Source organism: Planococcus antarcticus DSM 14505 (genome assembly GCF_001687565.2).
Taxonomy (GTDB): domain Bacteria; phylum Bacillota; class Bacilli; order Bacillales_A; family Planococcaceae; genus Planococcus; species Planococcus antarcticus.
Genome location: NZ_CP016534.2, coordinates 1,192,669 through 1,206,271, shown reverse-complemented (window position 1 = coordinate 1,206,271; position 13,603 = coordinate 1,192,669). Strand labels below are relative to the sequence as shown.

Genomic DNA, 13,603 nt, shown 5'->3' with positions numbered 1-13,603 from the left:
TAACTCCTCCTTTATGACGGTTCACACACTCCAATCGAGTGATTCGAGAAATGCGAAAATGTCTTCGTGCAATTGCTTTTTCTCTTTATCAAGCGTAATAACATGTCCTGATTTTTCATACCACTTGATCTTTTTATCGATTGATTCGGCATTATCATAAATAACATTAGCCGAATCCGTATTAATAACATCATCCAGTCTGCCCTGAACGACGAACAATGGAGCATAAACATGGTCCACATGTTCTTTAACATCTTCAACCAAGGCACGCAATTCGGCCAGTGATTCCATTGGACGTTCCTGAAAAGCATTCATTTCTTCTTCGATAAGCTCATCGGTTTTTCCTTCAAATTTCTTATAATCGCGCGCGTATTTCAACACACCCTCGTACATGAGGTCAGTAGTTTTCATATACATCGGTGCACACATGGTGACAATTCCTTTGATAGGTTTTGTATACCCTAATTTCAGGCTGAATACGCCGCCAAGTGACAGTCCAGCCACTGCAATTTCCGTATAGCCTTCTTCAAGCAAAGTCTCATATGCCCGCTCCACGTCTTTCCACCAGTCTGTTGGACCCGTGCCAATCAATTCTTCAGGTGCGACACCGTGACCTGCATAATGCGGTGCGATGCTAGTGTATCCTTTAGTTTCTAAAAAACGTCCCAGCATCCGAACATCTGCCGAGTTTCCTGTAAATCCATGCAATAGAAGAACTGCACGCTGTCCCGCCTTGAAGAAAAATGGTTTTGGCTGCGCAATCCGCATAAAAATTCCTCCGTTCCAATACTAAAAGAAAACGCCCAACCATGTATGGTCAGGCGATTTAATCATCTACATTAAACTTTCGTTATGGCAACAGCCAGAATAAAGAATAAGGCAGCAAGTACGATCGTTACCCGGTGAAGGACCAAGTCCAGCCCACGAGCTTTTTGCTTGCCGAAAAGTTGCTCTGCTCCACCGGAGATGGCTCCTGAAAGACCTGCACTTTTTCCAGATTGCAATAAAACGACTACGATTAATGCGAGCGATACGATGACGAGTAATGTCATTAACAACGTATGCATAAATTCCACCTCCTGAAAAGAACGTTCACAACAAATCTAAGTTTACCAAAAATTGTGACCGGTGACAATAGCAATAGAAAATAGAGGCAATTGCCTCTATTTATTTTAGCTAAAGTATAAATTTCGCTAGTTTTTTAATGAAGAATTCGCTCCAGGCGGACAAGACATTGGCCAAAGGTAGTTAAGGACAATGTCTTTGCGAAGATGAAACGGAGCCATGCAGGAGCAGCGCTATTACTACTTGCTTACTTATTAGCACAGCCGCCACCTTTTGCGCACTCTTATTTAAATCTTTAAATAATAAACAAGTTAAGATATGGAGTAAACTAGCGGAGACTCCCGCGGGATAGCGAAGTGTCGAAATTAACTCGGGCACGAAGCCCGAGTTAATTCGACGCAAACCATTGGCAGCTAGGAGCGCGACGTCCTGTCGCACTACCTGCATGACCTACATCCTGTAGGCCCAAAAGCGGAGCTAGTTTACGGATATCTGCATCTACTAGTATAAATTTATTTTTTCAAGTTATAAAAAGTTTTTAATCCTAGGTATTGGCCAGTTTCGAACAACTGATCTTCGATGCGTAATAATTGATTGTATTTCGCAACGCGGTCTGTACGTGACGGAGCACCTGTTTTTATTTGTCCCGCATTTGTTGCGACAGCGATATCTGCAATGGTAACATCTTCAGATTCGCCTGAGCGGTGGCTGATTACGGCTGTGTAGCCAGCACGTTTCGCCATTTCAATTGCATCAAAAGTTTCTGTCAACGTACCAATTTGGTTTACTTTGATCAAGATCGAATTGCTGATGCCTTCTTCGATTCCTTGAGCCAATTTCTTCGTGTTGGTAACGAAAAGATCGTCTCCAACTAATTGAACCCGGTCACCAATTCGTTCTGTCAATAATTTATGTCCAGCCCAGTCGTTTTCATCCAATCCATCTTCAATCGAAATGATCGGGTATTTGTTGCAAAGTTCTTCGTACCAGTCAACCATTTCGGCAGAAGTTTTCACAGTGTTGTCGCCTGGCAAGTTGTATACGCCTTTTTCTTTATCATAGATTTCAGAAGAAGCCACATCCATTGCCAACAATACGTCTGTTCCAGCTTTGTAGCCAGCTTTTTCAATAGCCTCCATGATGGTCGTCAACGCTTCTTCGTTTGAACCAAGGTTCGGAGCAAATCCGCCTTCATCTCCAACCGACGTGTTATAGCCTTTTTCTTTCAATACAGCTTTTAAGTTGTGGAAAATTTCTGCACCCATCTGAACCGCTTCACGGAATGATTTTGCTCCAACTGGCATTACCATGAATTCCTGGATGTCTACGTTGTTGTCAGCATGTTCGCCCCCATTTAAAATATTCATCATTGGAACCGGCAATTGTTTTGCGTTAAAGCCGCCCAAGTATTGGTAAAGTGGAACGTCCAGGTAGTCGGCTGCAGCGTGAGCAGCGGCCAATGAAACGCCTAGAATTGCGTTAGCGCCTAAACGCCCTTTGTTTTCTGTTCCGTCCAATTCGATCATAGCGTTATCGATTGATACTTGGTCAAGCACTGAGTATTTTTCTTCCAGTGCTTCTGCAATTTCAGTATCAACAAATTCTACTGCTTTTAATACGCCTTTTCCAAGGTAACGGCTCTTATCGCCGTCGCGAAGCTCGACTGCTTCGTGTTCACCTGTAGATGCACCTGAAGGAACGATTGCACGGCCAAATGCGCCGCTTTCTGTGAATACCTCAACTTCGATTGTTGGATTCCCTCGTGAATCTAAAACTTCGCGTGCTTGAATTTGTGTAATAATTGGCAATTAAAACAGCTCCCTTTTAATATAATGGTTTTCCAGTCATTTCGATCGGTTGTTCAATGTTCAACATTTTTAAAATTGTTGGTGCCAAGTCGGCGAGAATGCCGTCTTGGCGCAGTACATAATCTGATTTCGTCAGTATCACCGGTACTTGATTGGTGGTATGCGCGGTCATTGGCTGGCCCTCAACCGTGCGGACTTCGTCAGCATTGCCGTGGTCAGCTGTGATCAATGCCGAGCCTCCCTGTGCATGCAGCGCATCAACAATGCGTCCCAAACATTCATCCACCACTTCAATGGCACGGATTGTCGGCTCCAGCAAGCCGCTGTGTCCAACCATATCTGGATTGGCGAAATTTAGGATGATGGCATCGTGTGCTCCAGCTTCAATCTGCTCTACCAGGCGGTTGGTTACTTCGTATGCGCTCATTTCTGGCTGCAGATCATACGTGGCAACTTTCGGAGAAGCCACGAGAATACGATCTTCTCCAGGAAAGACTTTTTCGCGTCCGCCACTCATAAAGAATGTCACATGCGGATATTTTTCCGTTTCTGCAATTCGCAGCTGCGTCAATCCATTAGCCGAGACTACTTCTCCAATGGTATTTTCCAGATTCAGCGTTTCGAAAGCGACAAGTGTTGGCAAGTCCTCGCTGTACGAAGTGAACGTAATGTAGGTCAAATCTTTTGGGTGCTTAGCACTTAACGGAAAGCCATTAAAATCTTCACGGATAAACGCAGATGTCAGTTGAATCGAACGATCCGGCCTGAAGTTGAAGAAAATCAATGAATCGCCTGAATCAACAGTCGCTACTGGCTCGCCGTCTTCGACAATGGCAAATGGCACGACAAATTCATCGAAAACATCCTGGTCATACGAATACGTGATGCCGGCGTTTGCCGAAGGAGCCGTTTTGCCGATGCCGTCAACCAATACACGGTACGCCAAATCGGCACGTTCCCAGCGCTGGTCACGGTCCATCGCATAATAGCGCCCGCTAATTGATGCAAATTTACCAACACCAATTTCTTTCATTTGCTGTTCGGTTTGTTCGACGTATTTAAGCGCAGTCCGTGGCCCCACATCGCGGCCATCTAGGAACCCGTGCACATAAACTTCGGTTAACCCTTGCTGCTTTGCAAGTTTCAGCAAAGCGAAAAGGTGCGCGTAATGACTATGAACGCCGCCATCAGACAATAAGCCTAAAATGTGAAGCGCTTTGCCGCGGCTTTTGGCATTGGCAATCGCTTCAAGAAATACAGGGTTTTCGTAAAAATCGCCTTCACGAATTGCCTTATTGATACGCGTTAAGTTTTGGTAAACAATTCGTCCAGCACCGATATTTAAATGCCCTACTTCGGAATTGCCCATTTGCCCTACTGGCAAACCGACTGCTTCCCCAGAAGCCGTCAGCAGTTCATGCGGATAGGTTTTCCATAGCCGATCAAAATTCGGCTTTTTTGCTTGTGCAACGGCATTACCGAAAGTCTCTTCGCGGCAGCCAAATCCATCTAAGATGATGAGCGCCGCTGGATGTTCGGTTTTACGCATGTGAACCAGCCTCCAACAATTTAACAAATGAACCGGCTTCCAAGCTTGCGCCTCCAACCAATGCTCCGTCAATATGCTCCATGCCCATTAATTCGTCAATAGTAGCCGGTTTTACGCTGCCGCCATATTGAATGCGAAGCTTTTCAGCTGCCTCATCGTGATACAATGCTGCCACTTTTTTACGGACGATTCCGCAAACTTCGTTAGCGTCTTCCGCAGTTGCGGTTTTTCCTGTACCGATTGCCCAGATAGGCTCATAAGCAATGACCAATTGCGTGATTTGTTCTTCGGTCAAACCGGAAATCCCTTGTTCTACTTGCGCTTCAACTACAGCACCTGTTTCGCCATTTTCACGCTGCTCTAGCGTTTCGCCGACACAAAGAATTGGAATTAATCCATGATTGAAAGCAGCTTTTACTTTTTTATTTGCTGACTCATCTGTCTCGTTGAAATATTGGCGGCGTTCTGAATGTCCAATAATGACGTATTTTACACCGATGTCCGTTAACTGGACAGGGCTGATTTCTCCGGTAAACGCGCCTTCATCTTCTTCGGACATTGTTTGTGCACCGATTTGAAGCGGGCTGTTTTCTGCAGAAACGACCAGCTGCGCTAGGAAAATCGCAGGTGCGCAAATAACGGCATCCAATTTTTCAGAATCCGGCACTAAGCCATTCACTTCTTCGACAAATTGTTTTGCCTCTGTTGCTGTTTTATACATTTTCCAGTTTCCTGCAATAATTGGTTTTCTCACAAAAACACTCCCTTTCAATTAATCGCCTTACTTATCCGTTAATGCACTGACACCCGGCAAATCCTTGCCCTCCATAAACTCGAGGGAGGCACCCCCGCCCGTAGAGATGTGATCCATTTTATCGGCCACATGGAATTTTTCAACAGCTGCAGCAGAATCTCCGCCGCCAATTACTGTATAGCCTGAGGTTTCAGCCATCGCCTGCGCAACGGATTTCGTACCGTTTTCAAAAGCCGGCATTTCAAAGACGCCCATTGGCCCGTTCCAGATGATCAACTTCGAGTTTTTAATGACATCCGCATACACTTTCACAGTTTCTGGACCAATATCCAGTCCCATCCAGTCTGAAGGAATTTCCTGGATATTCACGCTTTTCGTAGCCGCATCTTTCGAGAATTCACTTGCCACTGTCGCGTCAACTGGCAAATAGAAGTTAACGCCTTTTTGTTTCGCCTTTTCGATGAAAGATTTAGCCAGTTCTAATTTATCTTCTTCCACTAGGGAGTTTCCGATTTCAAAGCCTTGTGCTTTGATAAAGGTGTACGAAAGTCCTCCGCCAATCAATAAATTGTCGACTTTATCCAATAAATGATCAATAACGCCGATTTTATCTTTTACTTTAGCGCCACCGATAATTGCTGTAAACGGCCTTTCGGGTTCAGATAACGCTTTCCCTAGCACATCGAGCTCTTTTTCCAGCAGCAAACCTGATACCGCTGGCAGATAGCTTGCAATACCAGCTGTAGAAGCATGAGCACGGTGAGCTGCGCCGAATGCATCATTGACAAAGACATCAGCCAGTGCAGCAAATGCTTTTGCCAACTCCTCATCATTCTTTTCTTCTCCCGGATTGAAACGGACGTTTTCAAGCAGGATGATATCGCCTTCTTGCATCGCTGAAATTTCCTTTTCGACTTTCTCGCCAATCGACTCTTCCAGACTTTTCACTTCTTTATGTAACAATTCAGCTAACCGGACGCCTGTTGCAGCGAGTCTCATGTCTTCATTGAACTCACCCTCAGGACGGCCTAAGTGGCTGGCCAAAATCACTTTCGCGCCTTGTTCGATCAGGTACTTAATAGTCGGTACAGCGGCACGGATTCTTGTATCGTCCGTCACCTTGCCCTCTTCCATCGGTACATTGAAATCGACACGGCAAAATACACGTTTTCCTTTCAAATCCAAATCTTTCATGGTCATTTTCTGCTGCATGAAATACCTCCTATTTGTATTCAAAAAAATAAGGGACGGGGTATGTCCCCGCCCCTTTTACCCTCTTTTATTATAGAGGTTCATTGGTAATTAAGCTATGATTTTGAGATTACAATCCGGTTTTGTACATGTGCAAGGCAAGGTCGATACAACGGCCTGAATAGCCAGATTCGTTATCATACCAAGAAAGAACTTTGATCATGTTGTCGCCAACAACCATTGTAGAAAGAGCGTCAACGGTTGATGAAGCCGTGTTGCCGTTATAGTCTCTAGAAACAAGTGGAAGTTCGCTGTAATCCATGAAACCTTTCAATTCGTTTTCAGATGCTTCTTTTAAAGCATTGTTAACATCTTCGACAGTTACATCTTTTTCAAGATGAGCAACTAAATCGATTAATGAAACGTTTGGTGTTGGAACGCGAATCGCCATTCCATCAATTTTGCCTTTTAACTCAGGCAATACTTTTGCAACCGCTAAAGCGGCTCCAGTTGTTGTCGGAATCATTGATTCTGCAGCTGCACGCGCACGACGGAAATCTTTGTGCGGAGAATCCAAAAGAATTTGATCATTTGTGTAAGAGTGGATTGTTGTCATCATGGCATGTTTGATGCCGAAACGGTCATTCAATACTTTCGCTATTCCTGCAAGACCATTTGTCGTACAAGATGCGTTCGAAATAACATGGTGCTCTTCAGGGTTGTACGTTTCATGGTTTACACCCATAACAAGTGTTTTCATGCCGTTTTTACCTGGTGCTGAAACGATTACTTTTTTCGCTCCGGCTGCAATGTGTTTTGAAGCAGATTCTGTGTCTGTGAAGAATCCAGTAGACTCAACAACGATGTCTACGCCAATCTCTCCCCATGGAAGGTTTGATGGATCTTTTTCAGAGAATACGCGGATTGTTTTGCCGTTAACAACAATGTTGTCGCCCTCTGTTGAAACTTCAGCATCCAATATTCCGTGAATTGAATCATACTTTAGAAGGTGAGCAAGCATTTTAGCGTCAGTCAAGTCATTTACTGCTACCACTTCTACGTCGTCATTTGTTAAAGCTTCGCGAAATACAATGCGTCCAATACGTCCAAATCCGTTAATTGCTAATTTCAAAGTCATTTATAATTCCTCCAATTTTTTAGTCAATTCAATAATTTTTCGTGCAGCGCCCTCGTCTGTGACCAACACTGTCGGATTCGACGCATTCTTGAGATAAGATAAAATCGCTCTTGCTTTTGAACCTCCACCGGCAACTGCTAAAATTGTTGAAGCTTTTTGCACCTGTTCCAATTGAATGCCCGCTGTACGGATGCGATAAACAATTTTTCCGTCTTTATCGAAATAATAGCCGAAAGCCTCACTAACCGCTCCGCCTGAACGTATCTTTTCTACTTCTTCCAGAGAAGAATGCCGGCGAACCGCCATCTCTTCCGCATTGCCTATGCCATGGACCACTACATCGGTCTGGTCATACAGGTCCATCATTTCTTTGATCACCGGCTCTTTCATCATCATAGCGAAAGCTTCAGCGCTCAAGTGATCAGGCAAGTAAAGGGTTTTGAATGAACCGCCTGTTTTTTCGGCAAAGGCAGCTGCGATGGTGTTGGCCTGATGCAGGACATCCTCTCCTAGTCCACCGCGGGCTGCGATAAATTGAAGCGCCCGGTTGGGTTTGCCAATCGACAACTCTTTTGAAATGGCTGCCATCGTACTGCCGCCAGTGACAGCTATTTTTTCATAGCGTCCAAATAATGCTTCCAGAATACGGGCAGCTTCTTTGCCAACATGGGATTTCACTGCTGGAATCTCATCACTGTCCTGTGGCAAAATCACCACTTTCGAGATCTTTAAGATTTTCTGCAACTGCACTTCCATATCTGTCAGTCCGGACATTTCGCGAACGAAAATTTTCAGCTTTTCCAGCACTTCTAATCCTTGCGAAGTGACTGCCATGCCTGCTGTCTTCATTTCAATCAGCTGCTGATTACGCAGCAAATCGGTTTCTTTCCTAATCTCACGCTCTGTTGCACCGGCAACTTCGCTTAACGTGCGCCTGCCGATTGGTTGTTCCAAATTGATTGTCTGTAAAATCTGGTATCGCTTTTTCAGGAGCTCGGACATTTCAGGCATCAGCTTTTGCTGAGCCGCAGATAATGCATCCACACTTTCACTCCGTTCTAGCTGGACGTTTTTTGTCCCATTAAATAATTTTGTGTCCCACTAAATTCATTCTACCCAATCCCTCTTTTAATTGCAACTAAAAAGAAGCGTTAATTTTCTAACGCTTCCAGTAATTCTACGTAACCGATATTGCCATATAACAATACGTGATTGTCTTTTTCCAGAACCGGAATCATTAGCATGTATTTCTCATGTAAAGTATCATCACTCTCAATGTCTACTTCCCTATAAGACAAAGGAATATCTTCATTAACAAGTTGAATCATCAACTTAGCTTCATCGCAAAGCGGACAGTTTGCGCGCGTATATAATGTAAACATCTTTTCCCTTCCTTTCTACTCTATTCATCTTTACTGGCTATCCCTTTGCGGCTTATTGTTTAACGCAACCTCTTAATTACCCCAAATAAAAAATGACTTTGCTCACCTCGTAAGGCGAGCAAAGTCATTTTTTTAGTATGCCCTCGGAAGGAATCGAACCTTCATCTCAAGAACCGGAATCTTACGTGTGATCCATTACACTACGAGGGCATTTTCGCTATTAGCGACTTTTCTATTATACGAAAACACTTTCACTTAAGCAAGCTATTTTTTTTAATTCGTTAGATTTGACCTTCATTGACCATGATGTGTATGATAATAGTACAGCTGAGAGTTTTTTCAGTATTGTTTGTAAACCACTTAATCGAGGAGGAACTATTCTATGAACTTAATTCCTACAGTAATTGAACAAACTAGCCGAGGCGAACGTGCTTATGATATTTACTCGCGTTTGTTGAAAGACCGCGTCATTATGCTGGGCAGCGGCATTGATGATAATGTTGCGAATTCAATCGTTGCACAGCTCCTGTTCCTTGAAGCAGAAGATCCAGATAAAGACATTTCAATTTATATCAACAGCCCAGGTGGTAGCATCACTGCCGGAATGGCGATTTATGACACCATGCAATTTATCCGTCCAGATGTTCAGACTATCTGTATCGGTATGGCTGCTTCGATGGGAGCTTTCCTGTTGGCCGCTGGAACAAAAGGCAAACGCCTTGCGCTTCCAAATGCCGAAGTCATGATTCACCAACCGCTTGGTGGTGCTCAAGGGCAAGCAACTGAAATTGAAATTGCAGCAAAACGCATTCTTCATCTTCGCGAGAAGTTGAACCAGATTCTTTCTGAACGCACGGGTCAGCCGATCGATGTCATTTCCAAAGACACGGACCGTGATAACTTCATGACGGCAGAACGCGCGCTTGAATACGGCTTGATTGATCAGGTTATCACACGCAGTAAATTGCCTGAAGATCATAAAAAAGATAGCTAAAACAAAAACTCACAGCTTTGCGCTGTGAGTTTTTTTGTTTTTTTCAAGTATAACGCTTTTTATTTACGCTTCCTTTTCAATGATCTCCGATAAGGAATGAACCGCTTTTTCCTCATCCAATCCATCTGCTGAAATTTTGACTTCTGTGCCTTTGCTGATGGCCAAGCTCATGATTCCCATGATGCTTTTGGCGTTTACTTTTTTATTGTCTTTTTCTAAATAGACATCTGCACTGTATCGGTTCGCTTCCTGAACAAATAATGCAGCCTGTCTTGCTTGAAGACCTGTTTTTAATTGTACTTTCACCTTTTTTTCAACCATGCTTATCCTCCTCTGAAACTTCACTCTCTTATATATGAAAGAACAGCCAGCAATTAGCGGCCGATCATTTCTCCCTTTCTCAGTGACGCTGCAATCTCATCGATTTTTCGCAGCCTGTGGTTGACACCAGACTTGCTGACCGAACCACTCGATACCATTTCACCCAACTCTTTGAGAGTCACGTCTTGATACTCTACCCGAAGTCGAGCAATTTCACGCAACCTTTCAGGCAATTGGTCGATTCCAATTGCTTCATCGATAAAACGGATATTTTCCACCTGCCGTAAAGCGGCATCGATGGTTTTGTTCAAGTTAGCAGTTTCACAATTTACGAGACGGTTTACGCTGTTGCGCATGTCTCGAATGATTCGGACATCCTCAAATTTCAATAAAGCGGAATGGGCTCCTGTAACGCTCAAAAAGTCTGCAATTTTTTCCGCTTCTTTCAGATAAGTCACAAAGCCTTTTTTCCGTTCAATCGTCTTACTATTCAAATGAAACTCGTTCATCAAGTCGACCAAAGAGTCTGCATGGTCTTTATAAAGAGAGTAGATTTCCAAATGATAGGATGAAGTTTCAGGGTTATTGACAGATCCTCCAGCCAAAAAAGCCCCACGCAAATAAGAGCGTTTGCAACAGTTCTTCTCGATTAGGCTCTTGACAATTTGATGCTGGAACTGAAAACCTTCCGTCAAAATTTCCAAATCTTCGAGAACATGCTTAGCTCCTTCACGAATTCTGCAAATATAAATATTGTTCTTTTTTAAACGCATCTTTTTTCTGACTAGCAATTCGACAGGATAAGCTTTGTAAAATCGCTTTAACAGCGTATAGATGCGCCGAGCTATCGCTGCATTCTCGGTTTGGATGTCCAGGCTCAGTTGCCGATTGGAAAACGACAAGGTGCCGTTCATTCTAATCATTGCGGAAAGCTCCGCTTTGCCACAACAATCGTCCACGTCGATTTGCGTCATTTCTTTCTTTGTTTCTGATGCAAAAGACAAAATTCGTTCCCCCTTTCAAAGCATTAAAAAAAGATTTGCTTCGAATCTTCACTGGCACGGCCCCCAGCATATTCAAATAACCATTCCGCCACTTTCATTGGCTCATGACGTACAGTTTCTCCTGAAATATTGGCAATGTCTTTTCTGTAGACTTCAAGGCCCAGCTGTCTCAGTCGCTCTTCGTCATATTCAACCGGCCATGCTTGTTCTTTTTCGTAACGTTCGGCAACAACCGGTGGCATTTGGACTTTATCAAGCAGGATGGCGTCAAGAAAACTTTCGCCGACATGATCGTAAATTGCCTGGACATGGTCAGAAGCAGTATATTTATACGTTTCGCCCGCTTGCGTCATCAAATTGCAGATGTAGATTTTCTTGGCTTTCGCAGCGACCACCGCTTTTTTTATGTCTTTTACTAACAAATTAGGTAAAATGCTGGTATACAGAGAACCCGGACCGACCACAATAACGTCTGCATTTTCAATCGCTGCTATAGTTGCAGGCAAGGTTTTTACATCATGAGGTTCGATAAACACCCGTTTGATTGGTTGAAGATAGGCTGGAATCTTGGACTCTCCTTTAATGATAGTGCCGTCTTCCAATTCCGCATTCAGCGTTACGATTTGATTGGCTGCAGGCAACACGGTTCCATTAACGCTTAATACACGGCTCATTTCGCGGACAGCATGTGAAAAATCCCCTGTAATATCCGTCAACGCGGCAAGCATCAAATTCCCCAAAGAATGGCCGTCAAGATCTAAAGATTGCTTAAAACGGTATTGGAACATTTCAGCAACTAATGGTTCCGTATCCGATAATGCTGCCAAGACGTTACGGATATCTCCTGGAGGAGGAATATCCAAATCATTTCTTAAACGCCCTGAACTTCCCCCGTCATCTGCAACAGTAACAATTGCTGTTAAATCCAAGGGATATAGCTTCAATCCGCGCAAAAGTGTGGAAAGTCCGGTGCCGCCACCTAAAATAACGATGCGTTTCCGGTGCTGATTTAGTTCCATGCACTCATTCCTTTCTTATTTTGACGTCCCTATGCGTAACGATAACTTTATTGTTTTCAGCTAGAAGCTTGCCGTAGTATTCAGCCAAAGTAACCGAGCGATGTTGGCCACCTGTGCAGCCAAAAGCGATAACTAGCTGCGCTTTTCCTTCATTTTTATATTGTGGAATCATGAATTGCAGCAGATCCGTCAATTTCTCGAGAAGAGTCTGTGTTTCCTGCCATTTCAAAACATAGCTTGATACCCGTTCATCAAGACCTGATAATGGATTCAGTTCTGGAATGTAATAGGGATTTGGCAAAAAGCGCACATCGAAAACCAAATCGGCATCAATCGGCATTCCATGCTTAAATCCAAAAGACATGACATTCACCGTAAAGACATTACTGGACTTTGTTGAAAAATCAGCGATAATTCGTTCTTTCAGCTGACGGGGCGTCATATCGGACGTGTTGTAGATATATTGGGCTCTTCCTTGAAGATCGCTTAGCATATCTCGCTCTTTTTTAATGCCTCCCAATACCAATCCACCCGGTGACAAGGGATGGGACCTTCTTGTTTCTTTGTATCGGCTCACCAGTGTCTGGTTTTCCGCATCCAGAAACAGTACAGTGATGGAGACGTTCGGTTCCTGTGACAAATGATCGATTGCGTCTACAAGGCTGTCAAAAAAGTCTCCGCCACGCAAATCCATAACTGCCGCTACTCGTTTCATCGATTTTCCTGAATCTCTCATCAATTTGATAAAAGTGGGCAGCAGTGCAGGGGGTAAATTATCAATTGTAAAAAAACCTAAATCTTCAAAGCTTTGGATTGCGACAGTTTTGCCTGCTCCCGACATGCCTGTAATGATGAGTAACTCTGTTTCTTCTTGACGATTATCCATTGGGACGGTTCACCTCTTCGGTTGATGATTGGATGGTCTCTTTTATTAGCTGAAATTCCGGTGTGTAGTAGAAAGTTCCATATTGCACTCCCTGCTGGCTAATCGCAAACTGAAGATTGGTACGGTCCCCTTCAGCCATTGGCAATACTGCCAACTCTTCCATCGGATGCCATTCCAGCAGTCCTTCCGTTGTTTCTTCAAATAACTCTCCAGTCAAATTGTTCGCTGCAAACGTGAACAGCATCCACTCGTCCACAATTTGGTCATGTTCCTGGATCATCATCGTATAGACGCCTTTTAAATGCGTACCGATTGGTGTTGCGTTCGTCTCTTCCTCAAACTCCCGAACTGCCGCTTCGAAAATCGACTCTCCAGCTTCCATTTTCCCACCGGGGGCCACGTACCAATCACGCCGTGGTTTTTTTAATAATAGAACTTGTCCATCTTTTATAACTAATAAATTCGCGATTCGCTGCACATTCGACACTCCGC

Annotated in this window: 15 protein-coding genes and 1 tRNA gene; 1 reads left to right on the top strand and 15 read right to left on the bottom strand. The window is 43.9% G+C overall.

Annotated elements, in window-relative coordinates; genetic code table 11:
• Nucleotides 1–21: 21 nt before the first annotated feature.
• The 10 genes from BBH88_RS05985 to BBH88_RS05940 all read right to left on the bottom strand — a co-directional run bounded on the left by BBH88_RS05985 (nt 22) and on the right by BBH88_RS05940 (nt 9,097).
• The gene (locus BBH88_RS05985) at nt 22–768 is read right to left on the bottom strand and encodes an alpha/beta hydrolase (protein WP_065537115.1); all 747 of its coding nucleotides are present in this window, start codon (nt 766–768) and stop codon (nt 22–24) included.
• A 71-nt stretch (nt 769–839) separates the two neighbouring features.
• Entirely contained in the window at nt 840–1,067 is a 228-nt protein-coding gene (gene secG, locus BBH88_RS05980; protein ID WP_006828477.1) for a preprotein translocase subunit SecG, read from the bottom strand.
• 510 nt (nt 1,068–1,577) lie between these two features.
• Nucleotides 1,578–2,873 carry a phosphopyruvate hydratase gene (gene eno / locus BBH88_RS05975; protein WP_065537117.1) on the bottom strand — a complete coding sequence of 432 codons (1,296 nt, stop codon included), beginning with the start codon at nt 2,871–2,873 and terminating at the stop codon, nt 1,578–1,580.
• 16 nt (nt 2,874–2,889) lie between these two features.
• Nucleotides 2,890–4,422: a 2,3-bisphosphoglycerate-independent phosphoglycerate mutase gene (gene gpmI, locus BBH88_RS05970; RefSeq protein ID WP_065537118.1), complete on the bottom strand. Its 1,533-nt coding sequence runs from the start codon at nt 4,420–4,422 to the stop codon at nt 2,890–2,892.
• Nucleotides 4,415–5,176: a triose-phosphate isomerase gene (gene tpiA / locus BBH88_RS05965; protein WP_065537119.1), complete on the bottom strand. Its 762-nt coding sequence runs from the start codon at nt 5,174–5,176 to the stop codon at nt 4,415–4,417. The genes gpmI and tpiA overlap by 8 nt, the downstream gene beginning before the upstream one ends.
• Nucleotides 5,177–5,203: 27 nt before the next feature.
• A complete protein-coding gene (locus tag BBH88_RS05960) occupies nt 5,204–6,388 on the bottom strand; it encodes a phosphoglycerate kinase (protein WP_065537120.1) in 1,185 nt (394 codons plus the stop codon).
• Between the two features lie 109 nt (nt 6,389–6,497).
• A complete protein-coding gene (gene gap, locus BBH88_RS05955) occupies nt 6,498–7,505 on the bottom strand; it encodes a type I glyceraldehyde-3-phosphate dehydrogenase (protein ID WP_006828472.1) in 1,008 nt (335 codons plus the stop codon).
• Nucleotides 7,506–8,549 carry a sugar-binding transcriptional regulator gene (locus BBH88_RS05950; protein WP_006828471.1) on the bottom strand — a complete coding sequence of 348 codons (1,044 nt, stop codon included), beginning with the start codon at nt 8,547–8,549 and terminating at the stop codon, nt 7,506–7,508.
• Between the two features lie 107 nt (nt 8,550–8,656).
• A complete protein-coding gene (locus BBH88_RS05945) occupies nt 8,657–8,887 on the bottom strand; it encodes a glutaredoxin family protein (protein WP_006828470.1) in 231 nt (76 codons plus the stop codon).
• Nucleotides 8,888–9,025: 138 nt separating this feature from the next.
• Nucleotides 9,026–9,097: transfer RNA gene (locus BBH88_RS05940), tRNA-Arg, on the bottom strand.
• A gap of 172 nt (nt 9,098–9,269) precedes the next feature.
• On the opposite strand from BBH88_RS05940, the gene clpP reads away from it, so the two are divergent.
• On the top strand, nt 9,270–9,881 hold the full coding sequence (gene clpP / locus BBH88_RS05935) for an ATP-dependent Clp endopeptidase proteolytic subunit ClpP (protein WP_006828469.1): 612 nt from the start codon (nt 9,270–9,272) through the stop codon (nt 9,879–9,881).
• 63 nt (nt 9,882–9,944) lie between these two features.
• Here the strand turns inward: clpP and BBH88_RS05930 are convergent, their stop codons facing one another.
• Genes BBH88_RS05930 through BBH88_RS05910 form a run of 5 tightly spaced genes read right to left on the bottom strand, consistent with a single transcriptional unit; the run spans nt 9,945 to nt 13,589 of the window.
• Nucleotides 9,945–10,202 (bottom strand): HPr family phosphocarrier protein, encoded by a 258-nt coding sequence (locus tag BBH88_RS05930; protein ID WP_006828468.1) that lies wholly within the window; start codon nt 10,200–10,202, stop codon nt 9,945–9,947.
• A gap of 53 nt (nt 10,203–10,255) precedes the next feature.
• Nucleotides 10,256–11,206, bottom strand: a complete 951-nt coding sequence (whiA, locus tag BBH88_RS05925; RefSeq protein ID WP_006828467.1) for a DNA-binding protein WhiA — start codon at nt 11,204–11,206, stop codon at nt 10,256–10,258.
• Between the two features lie 23 nt (nt 11,207–11,229).
• Nucleotides 11,230–12,225, bottom strand: a complete 996-nt coding sequence (locus BBH88_RS05920; RefSeq protein WP_006828466.1) for a gluconeogenesis factor YvcK family protein — start codon at nt 12,223–12,225, stop codon at nt 11,230–11,232.
• A gap of 4 nt (nt 12,226–12,229) precedes the next feature.
• A complete protein-coding gene (rapZ, locus tag BBH88_RS05915; RefSeq protein ID WP_006828465.1) occupies nt 12,230–13,111 on the bottom strand; it encodes an RNase adapter RapZ in 882 nt (293 codons plus the stop codon).
• Entirely contained in the window at nt 13,104–13,589 is a 486-nt protein-coding gene (locus tag BBH88_RS05910) for an NUDIX domain-containing protein (protein ID WP_006828464.1), read from the bottom strand. Before BBH88_RS05910 ends, rapZ begins: the two co-directional genes overlap by 8 nt.
• Nucleotides 13,590–13,603 lie beyond the last annotated feature (14 nt).

Bases quoted from the DNA above. Each gene is read 5' to 3' on its own strand.
- gpmI (WP_065537118.1), bottom strand. From the start codon at position 4,422: ATGCGTAAAACCGAACATCCAGCGGCGCTCATCATCTTAGATGGATTT.
- secG (WP_006828477.1), bottom strand. From the start codon at position 1,067: ATGCATACGTTGTTAATGACATTACTCGTCATCGTATCGCTCGCATTA.
- gap (WP_006828472.1), bottom strand. From the start codon at position 7,505: ATGACTTTGAAATTAGCAATTAACGGATTTGGACGTATTGGACGCATT.
- BBH88_RS05960 (WP_065537120.1), bottom strand. From the start codon at position 6,388: ATGCAGCAGAAAATGACCATGAAAGATTTGGATTTGAAAGGAAAACGT.
- BBH88_RS05945 (WP_006828470.1), bottom strand. From the start codon at position 8,887: ATGTTTACATTATATACGCGCGCAAACTGTCCGCTTTGCGATGAAGCT.
- BBH88_RS05920 (WP_006828466.1), bottom strand. From the start codon at position 12,225: ATGGAACTAAATCAGCACCGGAAACGCATCGTTATTTTAGGTGGCGGC.
- BBH88_RS05930 (WP_006828468.1), bottom strand. From the start codon at position 10,202: ATGGTTGAAAAAAAGGTGAAAGTACAATTAAAAACAGGTCTTCAAGCA.
- rapZ (WP_006828465.1), bottom strand. From the start codon at position 13,111: ATGGATAATCGTCAAGAAGAAACAGAGTTACTCATCATTACAGGCATG.
- clpP (WP_006828469.1), top strand. From the start codon at position 9,270: ATGAACTTAATTCCTACAGTAATTGAACAAACTAGCCGAGGCGAACGT.
- BBH88_RS05985 (WP_065537115.1), bottom strand. From the start codon at position 768: ATGCGGATTGCGCAGCCAAAACCATTTTTCTTCAAGGCGGGACAGCGT.